Source organism: Aeromonas sp. 30P (assembly GCF_051919805.1).
In the GTDB taxonomy this organism is placed as follows: Bacteria; Pseudomonadota; Gammaproteobacteria; order Enterobacterales; family Aeromonadaceae; genus Aeromonas; species Aeromonas veronii.
In genome coordinates this window covers 4,288,281-4,310,537 of record NZ_JBQBEA010000001.1, presented here as the reverse complement: position 1 = coordinate 4,310,537, position 22,257 = coordinate 4,288,281, and the positions used below count along the sequence as shown (strand labels likewise).

The following is a 22,257-nucleotide window of genomic DNA, read 5'->3' as shown; positions in this document are numbered from 1 at the left end:
CCGTTCCGTGTTCGTGAACGACGAATTCGCTCTGCCAGCCAAACCGTCGGGTCGTTCCGTCATACGGATCAGTTGGTGGTGACCCTGTTGACCTCGGCCAGACTGGTGACCCCGAGCCGGGCCTTCTCCAGCCCCGAGGTGCGCAGGGTGCGCATCCCCTCCTTCTGCGCGATAGCGGCGATTTGCAGGGAGTTTGCCCCCTGCATAATCAATTTGGCGATGTTCTCCGACATCAGCATGATTTCGTATATGCCGACTCGCCCCTTGTAGCCGCCGGAACACTCCTTGCAACCGACCGGTTTGAACAGTCGCAGTCCGGCAGCCAGCTGCTGCGGAGTAAAGCCCAGCTCCAGCAGTTCTGCTTCCGGCACAACTTCCGGTGCCTTGCAGTGGTCGCACAGTTTACGGGCCAGCCGCTGGGCCATGATCAGGGTCACCGAGGAGGCGATGTTGAAAGCCGGAACCCCCATGTTCATCATCCGGGTCAGGGTCTCGGCGGCGGAGTTGGTATGCAGGGTGGAGAGCACCAGGTGGCCGGTCTGTGCTGCCTTGATGGCGATTTCGGCAGTTTCCAGATCGCGAATTTCCCCCACCATCACCACATCCGGGTCTTGCCGCAAGAAGGAGCGCAGGGCGCTGGCAAAGGTGAGCCCCGCCTTGGGATTGACCTGCACCTGATTGACGCCGGGCAGGTTGATCTCCACCGGATCTTCAGCGGTGGAGATGTTTACCTCGGTGGTGTTGAGAATATTGAGGCCGGTATAGAGCGAGACTGTTTTGCCCGAGCCGGTGGGGCCGGTCACCAGGATCATCCCCTGTGGTTTGGAGAGGGCGCGCAGGTACTGCGCCTTCTGTCGGTCATCAAAGCCGAGTTGCTCGATATTGAGGCGTGCCGCCGAGGAGTCGAGCAGACGGATAACGATCTTCTCCCCCCACATGGTGGGCAGGGTATTAACCCGCATATCCATCGACTTGTTGCGCGACAACTTCAACTTGATGCGGCCATCCTGTGGCAGCCGCCGCTCGGCAATATCGAGACGTGCCATGACCTTGAGGCGGGCGGAGAAGCGGTTGGAGAGGTTGACCGGCGGTGTGGCGATTTCATGCAGAATGCCATCGATACGAAAGCGCACCCGATACTTGAACTCATAAGGCTCGAAGTGCAGGTCTGAGGCGCCGCGCTTGATGGCATCCATCAGGATCTTGTTGATGTACTTGACGATGGGAGCATCGTCATCGGCGGTATTAACGCTTTCGTCGAGGCGGCTGTTATCGTCGGAAACCTCGAGATCCGAAATTTCGGATTCATCGATATCCTCCATGCCGAGGGCGTCATTTTCGCTCTCCAGCAGCTTGCCGATGGCGGCGGTGAGCTTGTTCTCCTCCACCAGCAGCGCTTCGGTATGAAGGCCGAAGCTGAAGCCAAAGTCCTCCAACGCCGAGACATTGGTCGGATCCGACATGGCGATATAGAGGGTGTGGCCCTGGGTGTAGATGGGCAGGACGTGGTGTTTCTCAATCAGCTTCTGATTGAGGTACTTCTGCGGGATCTCGGCCAAATCGAAGGCGGCAAGATCCAGCAGAGGTACCCCATACTCCAGCTCGCAAAAGTCAGCGAGCGCCTTGCTGTCGAGGATCTCGTTCTCTATCAGAAATGTCACAAAGGGTTTGCGCTGGGCCTTGGCCTGGCTCAGATAGCGCTGGGAGTCCTCTTCACTGATCAGTGAAGAGGCGGCCAGGCTCAACGCCAGGCCGCTATTGGGGCTCGAGGTCATTAATTACAGAGAGTGGTTGGGGAGCAGGTTGCAGTCCATGTCACGGCTCCATTCGCAGAACTAGCGGCCAGCTGATATGCTCCAGATGGATTTGTCATTGTGCTGGTGATAGTTAGGCTTGTTGCTGTGCTTGATGCCCCTGTGATTGTTAGACTAACGCCTGTGGGTGCTGCTGCGCTGGCAAGTAAGGCTGGGCATCCAAATGCGCCAGTGGTTTGGAAACAGACTTCGGCTTCAGTCTTGAGCCCACCAGCAGCGGACACTGCCTGCGTGAAACGAGCCTTATTTGTGTAGTTTTGATAAGCCGGCAGCGCCACCGCGGCCAGAATGGCGACGATCGCGACCACGATCATCAGTTCAATAAGGGTAAAACCCGATTGTTTCTTCATTTCGCTCTTCATTGAAAATATCCTTTTATCCTTGGTTCCTGGGAAGTGTCGGTAGAAAATCGTCCGAACGTCAGTATCTTATCCGAGCTGTCAGGGGTGGCAACAGAGATTGCTGCCTTTGTTAACCACTTTCATGTCATTTACCAAAAACTTGATGCGAGTCATAAAATAAGTGGCTTCTTATGACTCTTTGTTACGGGTGAAAGCGGGTCCGTCATTACACTCCTTTGCTGAGGGATCCTGCATAAAGAAAAGGCGCCCGTGGCGCCTTTTGCAAGTTGTTTGTCCGGTTAGGTCGAGTAATTGCTCAGGCCAGCGGGGTGAATCTCACTGCTGGATAAAGCGCATGGAGAGATCGAGCGCCCGTACATGCTTGGTGAGCGCCCCGACCGAGATAAAATCGACACCGGTGGCGGCAAACTCGGCCAGGGTATCCAGCGTCACATTGCCGGAGACTTCCAGCTTGGCGCGGCCCTGATTGATGGCGACCGCTTCCCGCATCATGGCAACATCGAAGTTGTCGAGCATCACGATATCGGCGTTGGCCGCCAGCGCCTGTTCCAGCTCTGCCAGTGATTCCACTTCCACCTCCACCGGTTTGCCCGGATTGAGATGACGAGCCTCATTAATCGCCTCGGCAATGCCGCCGCAGGCGAGGATATGGTTCTCCTTGATGAGGTAAGCGTCGTAGAGGCCGATGCGGTGATTCTTGCCGCCGCCGCAGGTAACCGCGTACTTCTGGGCAGTGCGCAGCCCGGGGATGGTCTTGCGGGTGTCGAGCAAGCGGCAGTCGGTGCCTTCCAGTTCAGCCACATAGCGAGCAGTGAGGGTGGCGACGCCGGAGAGGGTCTGGACAAAGTTCAGGGCATTGCGCTCGCCGGTCAGCAGCAGGCGGGCAGGGCCATGGAGGCGGAACAGCTCCTGATTGGGGGAGAGCACTTCGCCATCCTGCACCAGCCACTCCACCTTCACTTCGCCACCGAGCTGGGCCTTCAGTTGCAGGAAGACTTCATCCACCCAGGGCTGGCCGCAGAACACTCCGGCCTCACGGGTGATGACCCGGGCGCTGGCCATCCGATCGGCCGGGATCAGCTGTGCGGTGATATCGGCGCTGGTGTCCGGTTGGTCTAGCGTGGTGAGGGCATCGCCCAGATCTTCGAGTAGTGCGGCGCGCACGGCGCGGCTGACATCCTGTTGAAACATGCCTTATTCCTGCAAGGGTCTGAGCAGCAGTTGCCGCTCTTTTTGAACCAGCTCCAGCCGACCGAGGGCGTTCATGCCAACCAGCACTTCGTCACCGTCTGCCGCCGGATTGATAAAGATGGCCAGATCGTACAAGGTCAATGGCCCCATCGCCAGCGTTTCGATGGTGCCGTTGCCGACCCGGATCTGCCCCGCGGCGGTATTGACCTGGCTGCTGCCATGAGCGATCAGGCCGAGCCGCTCGGCAACCTGCTGCGGGATGGTGATACGGGTGGCGCCGGTATCGAGCAGCAGTTGCACCGGCTGGCCGTTGATGGCACCCTCCAGACGATAGTGGCCGCTCTGGTCGGCTCGCAGCAACAGCTCGCCGCTGGCGGTGACGCTTGGTTGGTTGCGGGAGTGAAAATAGAGGGTCAGCAGGCCCATCAAAGAGAGCCAGGCCAGTAACCACATCCAGCGTGCCGTGTGCTGCATACCCCATCCATATCGAGCGGAAGATGACTCAGCCTAACATACCATTTCCCGTTGATTCAGTGAGTTGGTGCCGGGTTGCCTATCGCGTATCTTCGTTTTTTCGCCATTTATCAGCCAACTCGAGTAGCCGATGACTCAACTCGCTTCGCAACCTTGTTTCTCTATCGATGCCGCTGGCTGGTGCCAGCAGGCGCGCCGGGTGCCTTCTCCCCATCACAACGAACGGGCCGCGCCGGATGATATCTCCCTGCTGGTGGTGCATGGCATCAGCCTGCCGCCTGGGGAGTTTGGCGGTCCCTTTATCGACGATCTCTTTATGGGACGACTTGACCCGGAGGCTCACCCCTATTTTGCCGGTATCCATCAGCTGCGGGTCTCGGCTCATTGCCTGATCCGCCGTGATGGCGAGCTGGTGCAGTATGTGCCGTTCGGCGAGCGCGCCTGGCATGCGGGAGTATCGAGCTGGCAGGGGAGGGAGGCGTGCAATGACTTCTCCATCGGCATCGAACTGGAAGGGACTGACGAAATCCCCTACACCGAGGCTCAATACCGGGCATTGGCAGTGCTCACCCGAGCTATCTCGGAGCGCTATCCGGCCATCACCCACGAAAAAATTGTTGGCCATTGCGATATCGCACCAGGGCGCAAGACGGATCCCGGAGCCAGTTTCCAGTGGGATTACTACCGGCAATTACTAAACAGCTAAAGTAAATATTCAAATTTAGTTTGGATTTTAAAATCAATGGCTTGCCTATCTGGCAGGCCATTTTTGTCTCTGGTTGCGCAAATGTTATTTGTGAGCGTGGTCAAGAATATTGGTCAGACCATTTTCTATGAGCTAAATCATGTTTCCCCTGCTTTACCCCTTAAGTGGTGGGGTTGATTCTTGACTCAGATCATCTTTTGAGTGGACTTTTCAAAAGGCCTCTGCTAATTTTCGCCCCATCCATAAAATTGGTAATACCAATTTAACAAAGTAGCCTCATGCCCTATCGCAAGATTACGCAACCCAAGTTGGCCGACTCCATTGTCGCCGAGCTGGAACAGATGATTCTGGAAGGCAGCCTGCAGCCGGGGCAGAAATTGCCTCCCGAGCGGGAACTCGCCATCCAGTTTCAGGTATCGCGCCCCTCCTTGCGCGAAGCCATCCAGCGACTGGAAGCGCGCGGATTGCTTTATCGCCGTCAGGGCGGCGGCACTTATGTGCAGAATGCCCTGAGCAAGGGGATCGCCGATCCTCTGTTCGAACTGCTCAGTACCCACCCGGAAGCCCAGTATGACCTGCTGGAGTTTCGCCACGCGCTGGAAGGCATCTGTGCCTACTACGCGGCCTTGCGGGGAACCGGGTCTGATTTCGAGCGTATTCGTCAGGTGCAAACCACCATCGAAGAGGCGGGCCAGCTGGGCTCGCTGGTGGCCGAATCGGCAGCCGTGACCCAGTTCTATCTGGCGGTGGCCGAGGCGTCCCACAACGTGGTGCTGCTGCACCTGCTGCGGGCCATGAGCCCGATGCTCGAACAGAACATTCTGCAGAATAACGAGATTTTGAATCGCCGCCCGGGAGTGGTAGCCAAGATACGTCGCCATCGCGCGAATCTGATCGAGGCTATTCTTTCGGGGGCTCCGGAGCGGGCCAGAACAGCTTGTCATGAGCATCTGGCCTTTATCGAGGACACCTTGTTGGATATGCAGAGGGAAGACAGCCGGATCCAGCGATCCATGCGTCGGATCCGTCAGCAGGAAAACTAATCCCACAAGGCTTTATTGTCGAATGCTTGCGCCCTTCGCCGTGCAATGCCGTGCAATCACAACAACATAGGAACCAGCCATGTCTGATATCCTGAAGAACGATGTGGACCCGATAGAAACGCTGGAGTGGCTTGCCTCTCTGGAATCCCTGCTGCGTGAAGAGGGTCCGCAACGCGCTCAGTTCATCCTTGAACAGTTGGCCGAGAAAGCCCGCGTAAGCGGTGTGGACGTGGCTGCCAAGGCAAATCGCGATTACATCAACACCATCCCGTCCAGCGACGAGCCGGACTACCCGGGTGACTTGGAGATGGAACGCCGCATTCGCGCCATCATCCGCTGGAACGCCATGATGATCGTGCTGCGCGCGTCCAAGAAAGACCTGGACCTGGGTGGTCACATGTCTTCCTTCGCTTCTTCTGCGACCATCTATGATGTCTGCTTCAACCACTTCTTCCGTGCTCGCAACGAGAAGGATGGTGGCGATCTGGTTTACTTCCAGGGTCACATCTCCCCGGGTATCTATGCTCGCGCCTTTGCCGAAGGTCGTCTGACCGAAGAGCAGCTGGACAACTTCCGTCAGGAAGTGGACGGTAAGGGTATCCCTTCCTATCCGCACCCGAAACTGATGCCGGACTTCTGGCAGTTCCCGACCGTCTCCATGGGTCTGGGCCCCATCGCCGCCATCTATCAGGCTCGCTTCCTGAAGTACCTGACCGACCGTGGTATCAAGGATTGCTCCGAGCAGACCGTTTACGCCTTCCTGGGTGACGGCGAGATGGACGAGCCGGAAGCCAAAGGTGCCCTGACCGTTGCCGTGCGTGAAAAGCTCGACAACCTGGTGTTTGTGGTCAACTGCAACCTGCAGCGTCTGGATGGTCCGGTTGTCGGTAACGGCAAGGTTATCAACGAGCTGGAAGGCCTGTTCGCTGGCGCCGGTTGGGATGTCACCAAGGTTATCTGGGGTCGCAAGTGGGATGAGCTGCTGAAGAAAGACACTTCCGGCAAGCTGATCCAGCTGATGAACGAGACCGTGGACGGTGACTACCAGACCATGAAGTCCCGCGACGGTGGCTACATCCGCGAGCACTTCTTCAACCGTTATCCGGAAACTGCCGCGCTGGTCAAAGACATGACCGACGAGGAGATCTTCGCTCTGAACCGCGGTGGTCACGATCCTCGCAAACTGTTCGCCGCGTTCAACAAGGCGACCCAGACCAAGGGCAATCCGACCGTTATTCTGGCCAAGACCATCAAGGGTTACGGCATGGGTGAAGCGGCCGAAGGCAAGAACATCGCTCACCAGGTCAAGAAGATGGAGCTGGACTCCGTGCGTCACCTGCGTGACCGCTTCAACCTGCCGGTGGCCGACGAGCAACTGGCCGATCTGCCGTACCTGAAGATCGAAGCCGGTTCTGCCGAGCACAAATACCTGCACGACCGTCGCACCGCCCTGAAAGGCTATGTGCCGACCCGTCTGCGCGAAAGCACCACCAAGCTGGAAATCCCGGCACTGGATGCCTTCGGTCCGCTGCTGGGTGAGCAGGCGCGCGAAATCTCCACCACCATGGCGTTCGTGCGTTCCCTGAACGTGATGCTGAAAGACAAGTCCATCGGCAAGCGCATCGTCCCGATCCTCGCTGACGAAGCCCGTACCTTCGGTATGGAAGGTCTGTTCCGCCAGATCGGTATCTACAGCCCGCACGGTCAGCAGTACACCCCGCAAGACCGCGACATCGTCTCCTACTACAAGGAAGACAAGCAGGGTCAGGTTCTGCAAGACGGTATCAACGAGCTGGGCGCCATGTCCTCCTGGCTGGCTGCTGCGACCTCTTACAGCACCAACGACTGCCCGATGATCCCGTTCTACATCTACTACTCCATGTTCGGCTTCCAGCGGATCGGCGACATGGCGTGGGCAGCCGGTGACCAGCAAGCCCGTGGCTTCCTGCTGGGTGCAACCTCCGGTCGTACTACCCTGAACGGCGAAGGTCTGCAGCACGAAGATGGTCACAGCCACATCCTGGCGAACACCATCCCGAACTGCATCTCCTACGACCCGTCCTACGCCTATGAAGTGGCGGTGATCGTACAGGACGGCCTGCGCCGCATGTACGGTGAGAACCCGGAGAACGTGTTCTACTACATCACCACCCTGAACGAGAACTATGCCATGCCGGCCATGCCGGAAGGCGCCGAGGAAGGCATCCGCAAGGGTATCTACAAGCTGGAATCCGTCGCCGGTGCCAAGGCGAAAGTTCAGCTGCTGGGTTGTGGTTCCATCCTGGGTCACGTGCGCAAGGCTGCCCAGATCCTGGCCAGCGAGTACGGCATCGGTTCCGATGTGTTCAGCGTCACCTCCTTCAACGAGCTGGCTCGTGACGGTCAGGACGCGGATCGCTGGAACATGCTGCACCCGACCTCTGAAGCGCGTGTTCCCTACATCGCTCAGGTACTGGGTTCCGAAGCCACCATCGCTGCGACCGACTACATGAAGTCCTTCGCCGATCAGGTTCGCGCCTTTGTTCCGACCGAGAACTACCGCGTGCTGGGTACCGACGGTTACGGCCGTTCCGACAGCCGTGCCAACCTGCGTCGTCACTTCGAAGTGAACGAGTTCTACGTGGTGGTTGCTGCTCTGACCGAACTGGCCAAGCGCGGCGAGGTAGACAAGCAGGTTGTGGCCGACGCCATCGCCAAGTACGGCATCGATGCCGACAAGGTCAACCCGCTGTACGCGTAAGTGGATCAAGGGTCGCGCCGTCATACGGCGCGACCCTGCCAGGATTTAAAACGGTTAACGCGAGATGTGCGTGGCGGCATCAGCCAGCCACGCGGATCGACGCAAGAGGATAAAGCACAATGTCCAAACAGATTATGGTGCCGGATATCGGCGCCGATGAGGTTGAAGTCACCGAGATCATGGTGGCCGTGGGTGACAAGGTCGAGCTGGACCAGTCCATCATCGCGGTAGAAGGCGACAAGGCCTCCATGGAAGTACCGGCTCCATCTGCCGGTATCGTTAAAGAGATCCTGATCAAGGTGGGCGACAAGGTTGCCACCGGTTCCCAGATCATGATCTTCGAAGCCGAAGGCGCTGCCGCCCGCCCCTGCTGAAGTGGTTGCACCGGTTGCTGCTGCTCCGGCCGCCGCACCTGCCGCTGCCGTGCGCAAAGATGTGCACGTGCCGGACATCGGTGACGACGAAGTGGACGTGACTGAAATCATGGTTGCCGTCGGCGACATGGTAGAAGCTGACCAGTCCATCATTGCCGTGGAAGGTGACAAGGCCTCCATGGAAGTACCGGCTCCGTTCGCAGGTCGCGTGGTCGAGATCAAGGTTGCCGCTGGCGCCAAGGTCTCTACCGGTTCTCTGGTGATGGTATTTGAAGTGGCTGGCGCTGCGCCTGCTGCCGTTGCTGCTCCGGCTCAAGCTGCCGCGCCCGTGGCTGCTGCCCCGGTTGCCGCCGCTGCCAAAGAGGTCAACGTACCGGATATCGGTGGCGACGAAGTGGAAGTCACCGAGATCATGGTTGCCGTAGGTGACAAGGTTGAAGCCGACCAGTCCCTGATCGCCGTGGAAGGTGACAAGGCCTCCATGGAAGTGCCTGCGCCGTTCGCCGGTGTGGTCAAAGAGATCAAGGTGAAGGCGGGTGACAAGGTCTCCACCGGTTCCCTGATCATGGTCTTCGAAGTGGCTGGCGCAGCTCCTGCCGCCGCGCCGGTTGCTCAAGCTGCCGCACCGGTCGCCGCTGCCCCTGTTGCCGCAGCTCCGGCTCCGGTTGCCCAGGCGGCTGCCGCTGCGACTGATTTTGTTGCCAATGATGCTTATGTACACGCCTCTCCGGCGGTACGCCGTCTGGCACGCGAGTTCGGTGTCAACCTGGCCAAGGTGAAAGCCTCCGGTCGCAAGGGCCGCATCGTCAAAGAAGACGTGCAAGCCTACGTGAAGGATGCCATCAAGCGTGCCGAGTCCGCTCCTGCCTCTGCTGGCGTAGCCGGTGGTAACGGTCTGGGCGTACTGCCGTGGCCGAAGGTAGACTTCAGCAAGTTCGGTGATGTGGAAGAGGTCGAGCTGACCCGCATCCAGAAGATCTCCGGTCCGAACCTGCACCGTAACTGGGTCATGATCCCTCATGTCACCCAGTTCGACGAAGCCGATACCACCGAGCTGGAAGCGTTCCGCAAAGAGCAGAATGCGATGCTCGAGAAGCAGAAGGCAGACGTGAAGATCACCCCGCTGGTGTTCATCCTGAAAGCCGCCGCCAAGGCGCTGGAAGCTCACCCGCGCTTCTGCAGCTCCCTGTCCGAAGATGGCAGCAAGCTGATCATGAAGAAGTACATCCACATCGGTGTGGCGGTAGATACCCCCAACGGTCTGGTTGTGCCCGTGGTGCGCGATGTTAACAAGAAGGGCATCATGGAGCTGTCTCGCGATCTGGCCGAGATCTCCAAGAAGGCCCGTGCCGGCAAGCTGACCGCTGCCGACATACAGGGCGGTTGCTTCACCATCTCTAGCCTGGGTGGCATCGGCGGTACCAGCTTTACCCCGATCGTCAACGCGCCGGAAGTGGCCATCCTCGGTGTTTCCAAGTCCGAGATGAAGCCGAAGTGGAACGGCAAAGAGTTCGTGCCGCGCCTGATGCTGCCGCTGGCTCTGAGCTACGACCACCGCGTGATCGATGGTGCCGATGGGGCTCGCTTCATCACCACCATGAACGGCGTGCTGTCCGACATTCGTCGACTGGTCCTGTAAGTGAGAGGGCGGGCCCAGAGCCTGCCCTTTTTACTTCTCATTTCATTAACATGATCGTAAACTTGCCCCGTTTTTTTCACGGCTGCAGCCACCCGTTTCGGTATAAGACTGCGCTGTCCGGGGATATAAGAACGACAAAGAGGTCATGATGAGTAAAGAAATCAAAACCCAGGTCGTAGTACTGGGTGCTGGCCCTGCCGGTTATTCCGCTGCTTTCCGTGCAGCCGATCTGGGTCTGGATACCATTATCGTCGAGCGTTACTCCACCCTGGGTGGCGTCTGCCTGAACGTGGGCTGCATCCCCTCCAAGGCGCTGCTGCACGTTGCCAAAGTGATTGAAGAAGCCAAGGCGCTGGCCGAGCACGGCATTGTCTTCGGTGCCCCGCAGACCGACATCGACAAGATCCGTCTGTGGAAAGAGAAGGTTATCAACCAGCTGACCGGCGGTCTGGCTGGCATGGCCAAGATGCGTAAAGTTCAGGTTGTGAACGGTTTTGGCAAGTTCACCGGCCCGAACACCATCGAAGTTGAAGGCGCCGATGGCAAGACCACCGTGACCTTCGACAACGCCATCATCGCGGCCGGTTCCCGTCCGGTGAAGCTGCCGTTCATTCCGCACGACGATCCCCGCGTATGGGACTCTACCGATGCGCTGGAGCTGAAAACCGTTCCTGGCAAACTGCTGGTTATCGGTGGCGGCATCATCGGTCTGGAGATGGGTACCGTTTACTCCTCTCTGGGTTCCGAGATCGACGTGGTGGAATTTGCCGACCAGCTGGTTCCGGCTGCCGACAAAGATATCGTCAAGATCTACACCAAGCGCGTTGCCAAGAAGTTCAACATCATGCTGGAGACCAAGGTCACCGCAGTTGAAGCCCGTGAAGACGGCCTGTACGTCTCCTACGAAGGCAAGCACGCGCCGGCCGAGCCGGTTCGCTACGACAACGTGCTGGTTGCCGTAGGCCGTGTGCCGAACGGCAAGATGCTGGATGCCGAGAAGGCTGGCGTTGCCGTCAACGAGCGCGGTTTCATCGAGGTGGACAAGCAGCTGCGTACCAACGTGGCCCACATCCACGCCATCGGTGACATCGTTGGTCAGCCGATGCTGGCGCACAAAGGTGTTCACGAAGGTCACGTTGCCGCCGAAGTGATCGCAGGCAAGAAGCACTACTTCGACCCGAAAGTGATCCCGTCCATCGCCTACACCGAGCCAGAGATGGCATGGGTTGGTCTGACCGAGAAGGAAGCCAAGCAACAGGGCCTGAACTTCGAAGTCGCCACCTTCCCGTGGGCTGCTTCCGGCCGCGCCATTGCGTCCGACTGCTCCGACGGTATGACCAAGCTGATCTTCGACAAGGAGAGCGGCCGCGTCATCGGTGGTGCCATCGTGGGTACCAACGGTGGTGAACTGCTGGGTGAAATCGGTCTGGCCATCGAGATGGGTGCTGACGCCGAAGATATCGCGCTGACCATCCACGCTCACCCGACTCTGCACGAGTCCGTGGGTCTGGCTGCCGAAGTGTTCGAAGGCTCCATCACCGATCTACCGAACGCCAAGGCCAAGAAGAAAAAGTAATTTTCTTCCCCGCTTGTCTAAAAAGCCGCTCGAATGAGCGGCTTTTTGTTTTCTCCTTGCTGCCCCGACTTCGACAAAGCCCAATATGCTAAAGATAGGTTTTGGCACTGACGAGAGAGGCACGATGCTAGAAGCACCCATTCCACCCGATGAGGCATTGCGGTTGGAGACCCTGCGGCGGCTATCTTTGCTGGATTCCGAGGCCGAGGAGCGGTTTGACCGGCTGACCCGCATGGCCCGACGGGTGTTCAATGTCCCCATCGCGCTGGTGAGTCTGGTGGATGAAGATCGCCAGTGGTTCAAATCCTGTATCGGACTGGAGGTCCGCGAGACCGCGCGTGACATTTCGTTCTGTGGCCACGCCATCATGGGCAATGAGACCTTTATCGTGCCGGATGCTTCGCAGGATCCCCGCTTTGCCGACAATCCGCTGGTGGTAGGCGGGCCCGGCATCCGCTTCTATGCCGGACAGCCACTGCGGATCGCCAACGGCTGCAAACTGGGGACACTCTGCATCATCGATACGGTGCCGCGGGAATTGAGCGATGAGGATGTGGGGCTGCTCAAGGATCTGGCGGCGATGGTGGTGCGGGAGCTTGAAGCGGTGCAGCTGGCCACCATTGATGAGTTGACCCTGATCTCCAATCGGCGCGGGTTCGTGATGCTGGCGGAGAAGAGCCTCTCGCTGGCCGGCCGCTTGCAGATGCCACTGGCGCTGCTCTATCTGGATCTCAATGGCTTCAAGGGGATCAACGATCGGTGGGGACATGCAGAAGGGGATCGGGCCCTGATCGCCTTTGCCACTCTGCTCAAGCAGGCTTTTCGGGGCGCAGACGTGTTTGCCCGCATGGGCGGCGATGAGTTCGCCGTCCTGCTGCCCAATGTGGTAGAGGTGCAGGCGCAACTGGCCTATGAGCGTTTCAATGCCATGTTGGCCGAGCACAATCAGCACAGTGGTTGCGGTTATGCGCTGACCTGCAGCACCGGGATTGTCTGCTATGACGGGCACGGCTGTGTCTCCCTGGCCGAGCTGCTCACCCGCGCGGATGAGCTGATGTATCAACGCAAACGGGATGGCAAGGGCTGACTGCTATGCCGGATTAGTCGCCACCAAAACAACAGAGAGCGCCACGGCGCTCTCTGTTGTTGATGGCTTAGGTCAACCAAGGTCGGGGTCAGAGCCGGAAGTTGCCAACCAGCTTGTCCAGCTGACCGGAGAGCTGCTGCAGGCTGCGGCTGGACTCGGTCAGCTGGTGGGCTATATCGGCGGTCTCCATGGTGAGCTGGTTGATATCTTCCACGTTGCGGTTGATCTCACCGACCACGCTCGACTGCTCCTCGGTGGCGGTGGCGACCTGGATATTCATGTCGTTGATCTGGGTGATGTGGGCGGTGATCTGGCCGAGGGCGGCGTTGGCCTCATCGGCCTGGCTCACCACCTCCAGACTCTGGTTGCGCCCCTGCGCCATGGCGCTGACGGCGCGGGCACTCTGCTCCTGCAAGCGGTTGATCATCCCCTGGATCTCGGCGGTCGAGGCGGCGGAGCGGTTGGCGAGGTTACGCACTTCATCTGCCACCACGGCGAAACCGCGACCCTGTTCACCGGCGCGAGCGGCCTCGATAGCAGCGTTCAATGCCAGCAGGTTGGTCTGCTCCGAGATGCTGCGGATGGTTTCGAGGATGCTGCCGATGGAGTCGGTCTGGCTCGCCAGCGATTCGATAACCCCTGCCACCTGCTCAATCTCGCCGGAGAGGTCGACGATGCCGTGGCGCGCCTGCGCTACCACTACTGCCCCTGCATCGGCCTGATCGTTGGCCTGTCTGGCTACTTCGGCTGCCAGAGAAGAGTTACCGGCGATCTCGCTCACCGTGGCCCCCATTTCGTGGATGGCGGTGGCCACCTGCACAGTACGGTCACGCTGGGCAGTACAGTTGTGCTGGGTCAGCTGCGCCTTGTTGGCCACCTCGTTGGCGGTGGCCGCGAGCTGGCGGGAGTTCTCTGCCACCTGCTCGATGGAGCCGTGGATCTTGGCGACGAAGTTGTTGAAGCCGGTGGCGACCTGACTCAGCTCGTCGCGTCCTTCCACTTTCAGGCGCTGGGTAAGATCCCCATCGCCGCTGCCCAGCTCCTTGAACAGGCGGGCCAGTTCGTTGAGCGGGCGGCTGACCGAGCCTGCCAGCAGCATCCCCATCAGCCCCATGGCCAGCGCAATCACCAGCGAGATCATCAGGATCTCGTTGCGGGTCTGATCCAGCTCGGCATAGATCTCGGCTTCTGGCACCTGGGCCACCAGATACCAGTCGAGCAGCGGGATATAGCTGCTGGCCAGTACCATGGGCTCGCCATTGACTTCGGCGTTGATGACGGCAAAGGGGCGTTTGGCCAGCAGGCTGCCGGTATCTCCGCTGGCAATGTTGCCAAGCGTGTCACGCTCGATGCGGTTGGCCTCGGGGTGCAGCTTCACCTTGCCGCTGCCATCGACCATAAAGACGATGCCGCTCTCTTCCAGCCGGAAGTTGGAGACCATGGTCACCATGGTGTCGAGGGATTTGGCAAAGCCGGCCAGCCCGCGCCCGTTGAGCTGCTGGAAGTTGACGAACAGCTTCACCTCGCCGTTGCTCTCGCGGAAGATGCTGAGGGTCATCTCCTTCTGGCTCTTGGTGTAGTCATAGAACCAGGCGTCTTGCGTGGGGGTCAGGTTGCGCAGAAAGCCATCCTGGTTGTAGTAGGCTGCACTCTGGCGATCGGCGAAGGAGGCGGTCACCAGACCATACTGGTTGGCCACATCCTTGAGCTGGTTGATGAGGATCGGCTCCTGCTCTTTGGGCATGCCCCGATCCACCCAGTCGAGGATGAAGCGGTCGGTGGCCAGTTGGCGGGCGGCCTGGGCGATGCCGTGGAGATCCTGTTCAATCTCCTTGCTGATCCGCTGGGTCAGGTTGGGGAGCTCCTGCTCGAACATCCGGTTTTCGATCAGTTGCTGGGCCGAGCGTTGGCTGAAGTAGCCTACCAGCAGGCAGGAGACGACCACGGCCAGGGTGACCGTGGCCAGTATTTTCTGTTTAAGAGTGAGGGTTGCCAGCATAAAGGTGCTCAAAAGGTTGAGATTGACGACGCTCATATTAGCGGCAGCGCGGCGCTACCCATGAGGCTTGCAGCCCTTTATTTGCGGATTACGTTTGCGCTCACAGGGGCGGCGGCGTGCCCCTTCGCCATGCAGCACAGGCGGGATGCGGATTGACGGTTGCGCTAACTGCCGGGCCCCTTATAGTAGAGGCCATCCTTGGTGACTGACCCTCTGAATAATATGGAAAATATGATGCGCAGCTTAGGTGCGGGATGGACCCGTCTGCTTTTGGTGATGCTGGCGGCCTGCCCGCTGCTGGCTGTGGCGGCACAGGGGGATCGCCCGAAAATTGCGGTGGTGCTCAGCGGCGGCGGCGCCAAGGGGTCGGCCCATATCGGCATCCTCAAGGTGCTGGAGCAGAAACGGATTCCGGTCGACATCATAGTCGGCACCAGCATGGGCTCTTATGTGGCGGGGATGTATGCCATGGGGCTCAGTGCCGAGGAGGTGGAGCGCACCACCTTGGCCATCGACTGGAACAAGGGGTATCAGGACAAGGTTGGCCGCGACGAGCTGTCGTTGCGCAAAAAGCAGCAGAACGAGCAGTACCAACTGCGCACCGACATAGGGGTGAATGGCGACACCACCCAGCTGCCGGACGGTTTCTTCCAAGGCCAATCCATGGCCAGCCTGCTGCGGGGGGCCACCTCAACCTGCCGGTGCAGGAGAGCTTCGATGATCTCCCCATTCCCTACCGCGCCATGGCGACCGACATGGAGACGGTCACCCCCTTTGTGCTGGATCACGGCAGCCTTGCCAAGGCGATGCAGGCCTCAATGTCCATTCCCGGCGCCCTCAAGCCGGTGGAGTGGGAGGGGCACATCCTGGCGGACGGCGGCAGCGTCAACAACATGCCGGTGGATGTCGCCAAGGCGATGGGGGCCGATGTGGTGATCGCGGTGGATATCGGTGCCAAGCTGCGTACCCGGGAGTCCCTCAAGTCAGGGTTGGCGATGATCGACCAGCTCACCACCTACATGACCCAGGTGGGCACCGACAAGCAGAAGGCGCTGATGGGGCCCAGGGATATACTGATCGCCCCCGAGTTTGGCGATATGGGGATCGCCGACTTTGCCCGGATGCCGGAGGGGATCAAGATCGGTGAGACGGCGGCTGATAAGGTGTCGCTGCAACTCGATAAACTGTCGCTCACCAAGGCGCAGTACAACGCCTATCGCAACCAGAAGCTGAGCCGCCGTGCCGAGCGTAGCGGTCAGCCCGCCTACTTCATCGACAAGGTGGAGATCATCAACAAGTCGCGCCTCTCCGACGAGACGGTGCGCGCCATGCTGAAAGTGCGGCCTGACAAGGTGCAGACCAACGAGAGTCTGGAAGCGGGCATTCGCCGCCTCTATGCCCTTGAGTCGTTTGATCGCATCACCTACGAGGTGGAGGAGCGTGATGGTGAGAACGTGCTGCTGGTGGATGCCAGCGAGAAGAACTGGGGGCCGGGCTACCTCAACTTCCAGTTCGGTTTCACCGATGACTTCGAGAACACCTCCAACTACAACGTCGGCATGTCCTATACCCTCACCAACGTCAACGAGTGGGGTGCCGAGTGGCTGACCGAGGCGTCGCTGGGTACGGCCAAACATATCAAGACCGACTTCTATACCCCGCTCGAACCCTCCCAGACCTTCTATGGTGAGGCGAGTCTGGCCTATGACCAGACCCTGCGCCGCCTGTTTTTCCCCAATCCGGATCCCGAGATGGTTTCGATAAGCTATCTCGACTCCGAATACTCCTTCTTCAGCGGTGATCTGGCGGTGGGCTGGAACCGCCAGCCCTGGAGCCGGTTGTCGATGGGGCTGGAGGGACAACTGGGCACGATTGATGTGAAGAACTTCAAGGGGCTGGAGATGGATGCCACGGCGTGGGGCCCCTATGTCCGCTTTGAACACGACAATCTGGATAGCCTCTATTTCCCCTATCAGGGGATGAAATGGGACATGAAACTGGGCCACTCCCACGTCAGTGTGGATGGACTCGAGTCGGCAGATGGCCGCAGTGAAGGCTGGAATTATCAGCTCTCGATGATCAAGCCCTGGTCATGGGACAGGCACAGCCTCAACCTGATCCTCGAAGGGGGTGGCTCGGGCAGTGAAGAGGTGGTGCCACTGCATATTCAGGATCTGGGCGGGCTGTTCCGCCTCTCCGGTTTCCAGCGCTACCAGCTGAGCGGTCGCTACAGCCTGTTTGGTGGCCTGCGTTACATCTATCGGGTGGCAGACAATGACTTTGGTGCCCTCAAGATGCCGCTCTATCTGGGTGGATCTCTGGAGCAGGGCGGGGTCTGGAACAAGGGTGAGGATATCAGTCTGGAGAGCTCCTTCACCGCCGGTTCGCTTTATGTCGGGGTGGAGAGCTTCCTCGGCCCCGTGTTCCTCGGCTACGGCATGGCGGAGGGGGGCAATGACGTCTTCTATCTGCAATTGGGCAGTACGTTCGAATAATGCTGAAATGATGCCAATTTGTTAACTCTGGTTGATGGCGTTCAATTAATTTTCAAAAAATACCAGTCTGTTTAATTGGTTACGATTTTGTGGTGAATAAGTAAACAGGGTTTGGATTTTAATTAGTCGTTAAAACTTATATAGTGGGGAGCACCCTACGGGGTGTCCCGCAAGGACGATCGCCGCGAGCGTGGGCGAACCCCAAAAAAAGACCAAAGAGGAATTAGTCGTGCTTGAAACATACCGTAAACACGTCGCAGAACGTGCCGCCGAGGGCGTGGTTGCCAAACCTCTGGATGCAGAGCAGGTCGCCGCCCTGGTTGAGCTGCTCAAGAACCCGCCCGCTGGCGAAGAAGACTTTCTGAAAGAGCTGTTGTCCTCCCGTATTCCCCCCGGTGTTGATGAAGCGGCCTATGTCAAAGCCGGTTTCCTCACCGCCGTCGCCAAGGGCGAAGCCCACTCTCCCATCCTGACTGCCGCCGAAGCTGTCGAGCTGCTGGGCACTATGCAGGGTGGTTACAACATTCAACCGCTGATCGACCTGCTGGATCATGCCACTCTGGCGCCGCTTGCCGCCAAGGGGCTCTCCCACACCCTGCTGATGTTTGACTCCTTCCACGACGTGGAAGAGAAGGCTAAGGCGGGCAATGTCCACGCCAAACAGGTGATGCAGTCCTGGGCTGATGCCGAGTGGTTCCTCTCCCGCCCGGAGCTGGCCGAGAAGATCACTGTCACCGTGTTCAAGGTGACCGGCGAAACCAACACCGACGACCTCTCTCCGGCACCGGACGCCTGGTCCCGCCCGGACATTCCGCTGCACGCGCTGGCGATGCTGAAAAACGCCCGTCCCGGCATTACCCCGGACAAGGATGGCGCCGTCGGCCCCATCAAGACCATCGATGCCCTGAAAGAGAAAGGCTTCCCGCTGGCCTATGTGGGTGACGTGGTCGGTACCGGTTCTTCCCGTAAATCCGCCACCAACTCGGTGCTCTGGTTTATGGGCGACGACATTCCGTTCGTGCCGAATAAGCGCGCTGGCGGTGTCTGTCTGGGTGGCAAGATTGCCCCGATCTTCTTCAACACCATGGAAGATGCCGGCGCTCTGCCCATCGAAGTGGACGTCTCCAAGCTGGAAATGGGTGACGTCATCGACATCTACCCGTTTGCCGGCAAGATCTGCAAGCACGGCACCGAGCAGGTGCTGGCGCAGTTTGAACTGAAAACCGACGTGCTGATCGACGAAGTGCGCGCTGGTGGCCGTATTCCGCTGATCATCGGTCGCGGCCTGACCGACAAGGCCCGCGAAGCGCTGGGTCTGCCGTTCTCCACCGTATTCCGTCGCCCGCAGCCGGTGGCCGATACCGGTAAAGGCTTCACCCTGGCCCAGAAGATGGTGGGCAAGGCGTGCGGCGTGAAGGGCATTCGCCCGGGCACTTACTGCGAGCCCAAGATGACCACGGTCGGCTCTCAGGACACCACGGGCCCGATGACCCGCGACGAGCTCAAAGATCTGGCCTGTCTCGGCTTCTCCGCCGATCTGACCATGCAGTCCTTCTGCCACACCGCGGCCTATCCGAAGCCCATCGACGTACAGACCCACCACACCCTGCCGGACTTCATCATGAACCGCGGTGGTGTGAGCTTGCGTCCGGGTGACGGCGTCATCCACTCCTGGCTGAACCGCATGCTGCTGCCGGATACCGTGGGTACCGGTGGTGACTCCCACACCCGTTTCCCCATCGGCATCTCCTTCCCGGCGGGCTCCGGTCTGGTGGCCTTCGCCGCCGCCACTGGCGTGATGCCGCTGGACATGCCGGAGTCCGTGCTGGTGCGCTTCAAGGGCGAGCTGCAACCGGGCATCACCCTGCGTGATCTGGTCCATGCCATCCCCTACGCCGCCATCCAGAAGGGGTTGCTGACCGTCGAGAAAGCGGGCAAGAAGAACATCTTCTCCGGCCGCATCCTCGAGATCGAAGGTCTGCCGACCCTGAAAGTGGAGCAAGCCTTCGAGCTGGCGGACGCCAGCGCCGAGCGTTCCGCTGCCGGTTGCACCATCAAGCTGGATAAAGAGCCGATCATCGAGTATCTGAAGTCCAACATCGTGATGCTGAAATGGATGCTCTCCGAAGGCTACGGCGACGTACGTACCATCACCCGTCGCATCAAGGGGATGGAAGAGTGGCTGGCCAACCCGACCCTGATGGAAGCGGACAAGGATGCCGAGTACGCCGAAATCATCGAGATCGATCTGGCCACCATCAAGGAGCCGATCCTCTGTGCGCCGAACGATCCGGATGATGCCCGTCTGCTGAGCGACGTGGCTGGCGACAAGATCGACGAGGTGTTCATCGGTTCGTGCATGACCAACATCGGTCACTTCCGTGCCGCCGGCAAACTGCTCGAGAAGTATCAGGGCGAGCTGCCTACCCGCATGTGGATCGCGCCGCCCACCAAGATGGACAAGGATCAGCTGACCGAAGAGGGCTACTACGGCATCTTTGGTCGCGTCGGTGCCCGCATCGAGATCCCTGGCTGCTCCCTGTGCATGGGTAACCAGGCGCGGGTAGCGGAAGGGGCCTCCGTGGTCTCCACCTCAACCCGTAACTTCCCGAACCGTTTGGGTAAAGGTGCCAACGTCTATCTGGCCTCTGCTGAGCTGGCCGCCGTTGCCGCCATCCTCGGCAAGATCCCGACCGTGGCGGAGTACCTGCAGTACGCCAAGGCGCTCGATGCCACTGCGGCAGATACTTACCGCTACCTCAACTTCAACGAGATCGCCTCTTACACCAAGAAGGCCGATGCGGTGATCCTGCAGCAAGCCGTTTAACGGAGTTCTTGCGCGATTTGCGCGATAAGAAGCCAATAATGCCGCGTATTTACGCGGCATTATTTATTTGTGTGTTATTCACCGTCTTTTTTGAAGATTGTTTGCACGATCCTTGCTAGAGAGATCCAACCACCTGTTTGGTGGTTCGTTTTATAAACGCTTTGGGTTATGTTGTTCGGTTATGTGCGGTAATGATGAGGCATCGTTATCGAGGGAAAGTGGATATCTGTTCACTGGGTGCTTGCGTTGGCAGGCCTGACGAATTGCGGCGTGGTTCTTTATGTTTCTGTTCAGGATCGATCTCTCCCGAACCGGGTTACGCTTCGGCGGTGCCTTGCTGGTCTTTACCCTGCCGCTGCTGGTGGGAGCTTGGCTCATCCACAGCAATTATGTGCAGGAGCTGAAAGCGGAATCCAGCGCCTCGGCCCACAAGGCCAGAACCCTGATGGAGTCGATGCTGGATCATGCGGAGCAGGCCAACCGCTCCGTGCTGCCTCTGGTGAATGCTCCCTGTCGCGACAACCTGCTGGTGCTGCGCAAGAAGGTCGCCATCGAGCCCTTCCTGCGTTCGGTCAATCTGGTGCGAAACGGCATCATCAATTGCACCTCGCTGTTTGGTGAGGCCAATGATGCCGATGACGGCTCCATTTACACCGGCCGCAAGCTGTTGCTGATGAGTGGCAACCGGGTGCGGCAAAATCACCCTCTGCTGGTGGTGCGCACCGAACAGGGCAAGGATGCCGCCTTGAGTGCCATCGACAGTACCCAGCTCAGCTTCATGCTCTCCATGAGCGGAAAATCCAGTGCGCTGTATCTGCAGGTGGGGTCGGCCTGGCTCAATGAGTCTGGCCGCTATCTGAGCGAGGTGCCCACCCTCCATCGCGGGATCAGCCAGGCCCTCACCTCATCCCATTATCCTTTCACCATCCATGCCGGTTATGCCATGCCGGTCTACTGGAAGTCGCTGTGGGCCGCGCGGCACGTGGCGCTGTCGTGGCTGGCGGTTTCCTCGCTTTTGCTGGCCTGGTTGGTGTGGTGGGTGCTGGGGCGCCCCGGCTCGCCAACAGATGAGTTGCGACGAGCCCTGCGAGCCAGGGAGTTTGTTCCCTACTTGCAGCCGCTGATTGCCAGCCACGACGGCAAGATGATGGGCGCCGAGGTGCTGATGCGCTGGGAGCATGTCAATGAAGGGGTGATCCGGCCCGATCTCTTTATTCCGCAAGCGGAGGAGTCGGGACTGATCGTCCCCATGACCACCCATATCATGAAGCAGGTGGCGACACGGTTGAACCGCTCTCAGGAGCAGTTGCCCGATGGGTTTCATATCAGCTTCAACATCAGCGCCGCCCATTGCCACGATTTTGCCCTGCTGGCCGAGTGTCGCGCCTTCCTCGGTCACTTTGTTCCCGGCAAGGTGGTACTGGTGCTGGAACTGACCGAGCGGGAGCTGCTGATGTCAGATCCCCAGACCCTCTCCCTGTTCCGCCAGCTGGACGAGATGGGGGTCAAACTCGCCATCGACGATTTTGGCACCGGCCACTCCAGCCTGGCTTACCTGCAGCAGTTTCATGTGGATTACCTCAAGATCGACAAATCCTTTATCGCCCGCATCGGTACCGAGTCGCTCTCGGAGCATATCGTGGATAACGTGATCGATCTGGCGACCCGGCTCGGTCTGGCGCTGGTGGCGGAAGGGGTGGAGAGCGAGCGTCAGGCTGACTACCTCAGGGCCAAGGGGGTCGACTATCTGCAGGGGTATCTGTTTGCCCGCCCCATGCCGCTGCGCCAGTTCTGCGAGGAGCTGCTGCCGGAAGAGGCACAGACCCGGCAGCCAGATGGGGTACGAGGCATCCCGAACGCCACCTGATCTATCGGTGACTGACGGGCGGACACGCTCCTGTCTGGCAGGGTAGGGAAGTGCTATCTCCCT

Annotated in this window: 12 protein-coding genes and 2 pseudogenes; 9 read left to right on the top strand and 5 right to left on the bottom strand. The window is 59.3% G+C overall.

Features of this window, described 5'->3' with window-relative positions; all coding sequences use genetic code 11:
• Positions 1-68 precede the first annotated feature (68 nt).
• From tapB to ACTG2B_RS20315, 4 genes are all read right to left on the bottom strand, one after another.
• Entirely contained in the window at positions 69-1,775 is a 1,707-nt protein-coding gene (gene tapB / locus ACTG2B_RS20330; RefSeq protein WP_139463613.1) for a PilB family type IVa pilus assembly ATPase TapB, read from the bottom strand.
• Entirely contained in the window at positions 1,775-2,176 is a 402-nt protein-coding gene (locus ACTG2B_RS20325; protein WP_272939925.1) for a pilin, read from the bottom strand. The genes tapB and ACTG2B_RS20325 overlap by 1 nt, the downstream gene beginning before the upstream one ends.
• A gap of 315 nt (positions 2,177-2,491) precedes the next feature.
• A complete protein-coding gene (gene nadC, locus ACTG2B_RS20320) occupies positions 2,492-3,367 on the bottom strand; it encodes a carboxylating nicotinate-nucleotide diphosphorylase (RefSeq protein WP_439996747.1) in 876 nt (291 codons plus the stop codon).
• A gap of 3 nt (positions 3,368-3,370) precedes the next feature.
• On the bottom strand, positions 3,371-3,841 hold the full coding sequence (locus tag ACTG2B_RS20315; RefSeq protein WP_439996746.1) for a retropepsin-like aspartic protease family protein: 471 nt from the start codon (positions 3,839-3,841) through the stop codon (positions 3,371-3,373).
• Between the two features lie 130 nt (positions 3,842-3,971).
• On the opposite strand from ACTG2B_RS20315, the gene ampD reads away from it, so the two are divergent.
• The 6 genes and pseudogenes from ampD (at position 3,972) to ACTG2B_RS20285 (ending at position 13,006) form a co-directional block, all read left to right on the top strand.
• Positions 3,972-4,547: a 1,6-anhydro-N-acetylmuramyl-L-alanine amidase AmpD gene (ampD, locus tag ACTG2B_RS20310; RefSeq protein WP_439996745.1), complete on the top strand. Its 576-nt coding sequence runs from the start codon at positions 3,972-3,974 to the stop codon at positions 4,545-4,547.
• Between the two features lie 278 nt (positions 4,548-4,825).
• Positions 4,826-5,590: a pyruvate dehydrogenase complex transcriptional repressor PdhR gene (pdhR, locus tag ACTG2B_RS20305; RefSeq protein ID WP_005336127.1), complete on the top strand. Its 765-nt coding sequence runs from the start codon at positions 4,826-4,828 to the stop codon at positions 5,588-5,590.
• A gap of 79 nt (positions 5,591-5,669) precedes the next feature.
• Positions 5,670-8,330: a pyruvate dehydrogenase (acetyl-transferring), homodimeric type gene (gene aceE, locus ACTG2B_RS20300; protein WP_439996744.1), complete on the top strand. Its 2,661-nt coding sequence runs from the start codon at positions 5,670-5,672 to the stop codon at positions 8,328-8,330.
• A 119-nt stretch (positions 8,331-8,449) separates the two neighbouring features.
• Positions 8,450-10,343 (top strand): annotated as a pseudogene (gene aceF, locus ACTG2B_RS20295) (pyruvate dehydrogenase complex dihydrolipoyllysine-residue acetyltransferase).
• A gap of 148 nt (positions 10,344-10,491) precedes the next feature.
• Entirely contained in the window at positions 10,492-11,919 is a 1,428-nt protein-coding gene (gene lpdA / locus ACTG2B_RS20290; protein WP_033115370.1) for a dihydrolipoyl dehydrogenase, read from the top strand.
• Positions 11,920-12,043: 124 nt separating this feature from the next.
• Complete coding sequence (locus ACTG2B_RS20285) at positions 12,044-13,006, top strand: sensor domain-containing diguanylate cyclase (protein ID WP_439996743.1); 963 nt, start codon at positions 12,044-12,046, stop codon at positions 13,004-13,006.
• Positions 13,007-13,094: 88 nt separating this feature from the next.
• On the opposite strand, the gene ACTG2B_RS20280 is transcribed toward ACTG2B_RS20285, so the two are convergent.
• On the bottom strand, positions 13,095-15,005 hold the full coding sequence (locus tag ACTG2B_RS20280) for a methyl-accepting chemotaxis protein (RefSeq protein ID WP_439996742.1): 1,911 nt from the start codon (positions 15,003-15,005) through the stop codon (positions 13,095-13,097).
• 234 nt (positions 15,006-15,239) lie between these two features.
• Here ACTG2B_RS20280 and ACTG2B_RS20275 point away from each other — a divergent pair.
• The 3 genes and pseudogenes from ACTG2B_RS20275 to ACTG2B_RS20265 all read left to right on the top strand — a co-directional run bounded on the left by ACTG2B_RS20275 (position 15,240) and on the right by ACTG2B_RS20265 (position 22,194).
• Positions 15,240-17,500 (top strand): annotated as a pseudogene (locus ACTG2B_RS20275) (patatin-like phospholipase family protein).
• A gap of 229 nt (positions 17,501-17,729) precedes the next feature.
• Positions 17,730-20,327, top strand: coding sequence for a bifunctional aconitate hydratase 2/2-methylisocitrate dehydratase (gene acnB, locus ACTG2B_RS20270; protein ID WP_064339268.1), 2,598 nt, complete (start codon positions 17,730-17,732; stop codon positions 20,325-20,327).
• A gap of 280 nt (positions 20,328-20,607) precedes the next feature.
• Complete coding sequence (locus ACTG2B_RS20265; protein ID WP_439996741.1) at positions 20,608-22,194, top strand: EAL domain-containing protein; 1,587 nt, start codon at positions 20,608-20,610, stop codon at positions 22,192-22,194.
• Positions 22,195-22,257 lie beyond the last annotated feature (63 nt).

Bases quoted from the DNA above. Each gene is read 5' to 3' on its own strand.
- nadC (WP_439996747.1), bottom strand. From the start codon at position 3,367: ATGTTTCAACAGGATGTCAGCCGCGCCGTGCGCGCCGCACTACTCGAA.
- ACTG2B_RS20265 (WP_439996741.1), top strand. From the start codon at position 20,608: ATGTTTCTGTTCAGGATCGATCTCTCCCGAACCGGGTTACGCTTCGGC.
- ampD (WP_439996745.1), top strand. From the start codon at position 3,972: ATGACTCAACTCGCTTCGCAACCTTGTTTCTCTATCGATGCCGCTGGC.
- tapB (WP_139463613.1), bottom strand. From the start codon at position 1,775: ATGACCTCGAGCCCCAATAGCGGCCTGGCGTTGAGCCTGGCCGCCTCT.
- ACTG2B_RS20325 (WP_272939925.1), bottom strand. From the start codon at position 2,176: ATGAAGAGCGAAATGAAGAAACAATCGGGTTTTACCCTTATTGAACTG.
- aceE (WP_439996744.1), top strand. From the start codon at position 5,670: ATGTCTGATATCCTGAAGAACGATGTGGACCCGATAGAAACGCTGGAG.
- ACTG2B_RS20315 (WP_439996746.1), bottom strand. From the start codon at position 3,841: ATGCAGCACACGGCACGCTGGATGTGGTTACTGGCCTGGCTCTCTTTG.
- ACTG2B_RS20280 (WP_439996742.1), bottom strand. From the start codon at position 15,005: ATGCTGGCAACCCTCACTCTTAAACAGAAAATACTGGCCACGGTCACC.
- lpdA (WP_033115370.1), top strand. From the start codon at position 10,492: ATGAGTAAAGAAATCAAAACCCAGGTCGTAGTACTGGGTGCTGGCCCT.
- pdhR (WP_005336127.1), top strand. From the start codon at position 4,826: ATGCCCTATCGCAAGATTACGCAACCCAAGTTGGCCGACTCCATTGTC.
- ACTG2B_RS20285 (WP_439996743.1), top strand. From the start codon at position 12,044: ATGCTAGAAGCACCCATTCCACCCGATGAGGCATTGCGGTTGGAGACC.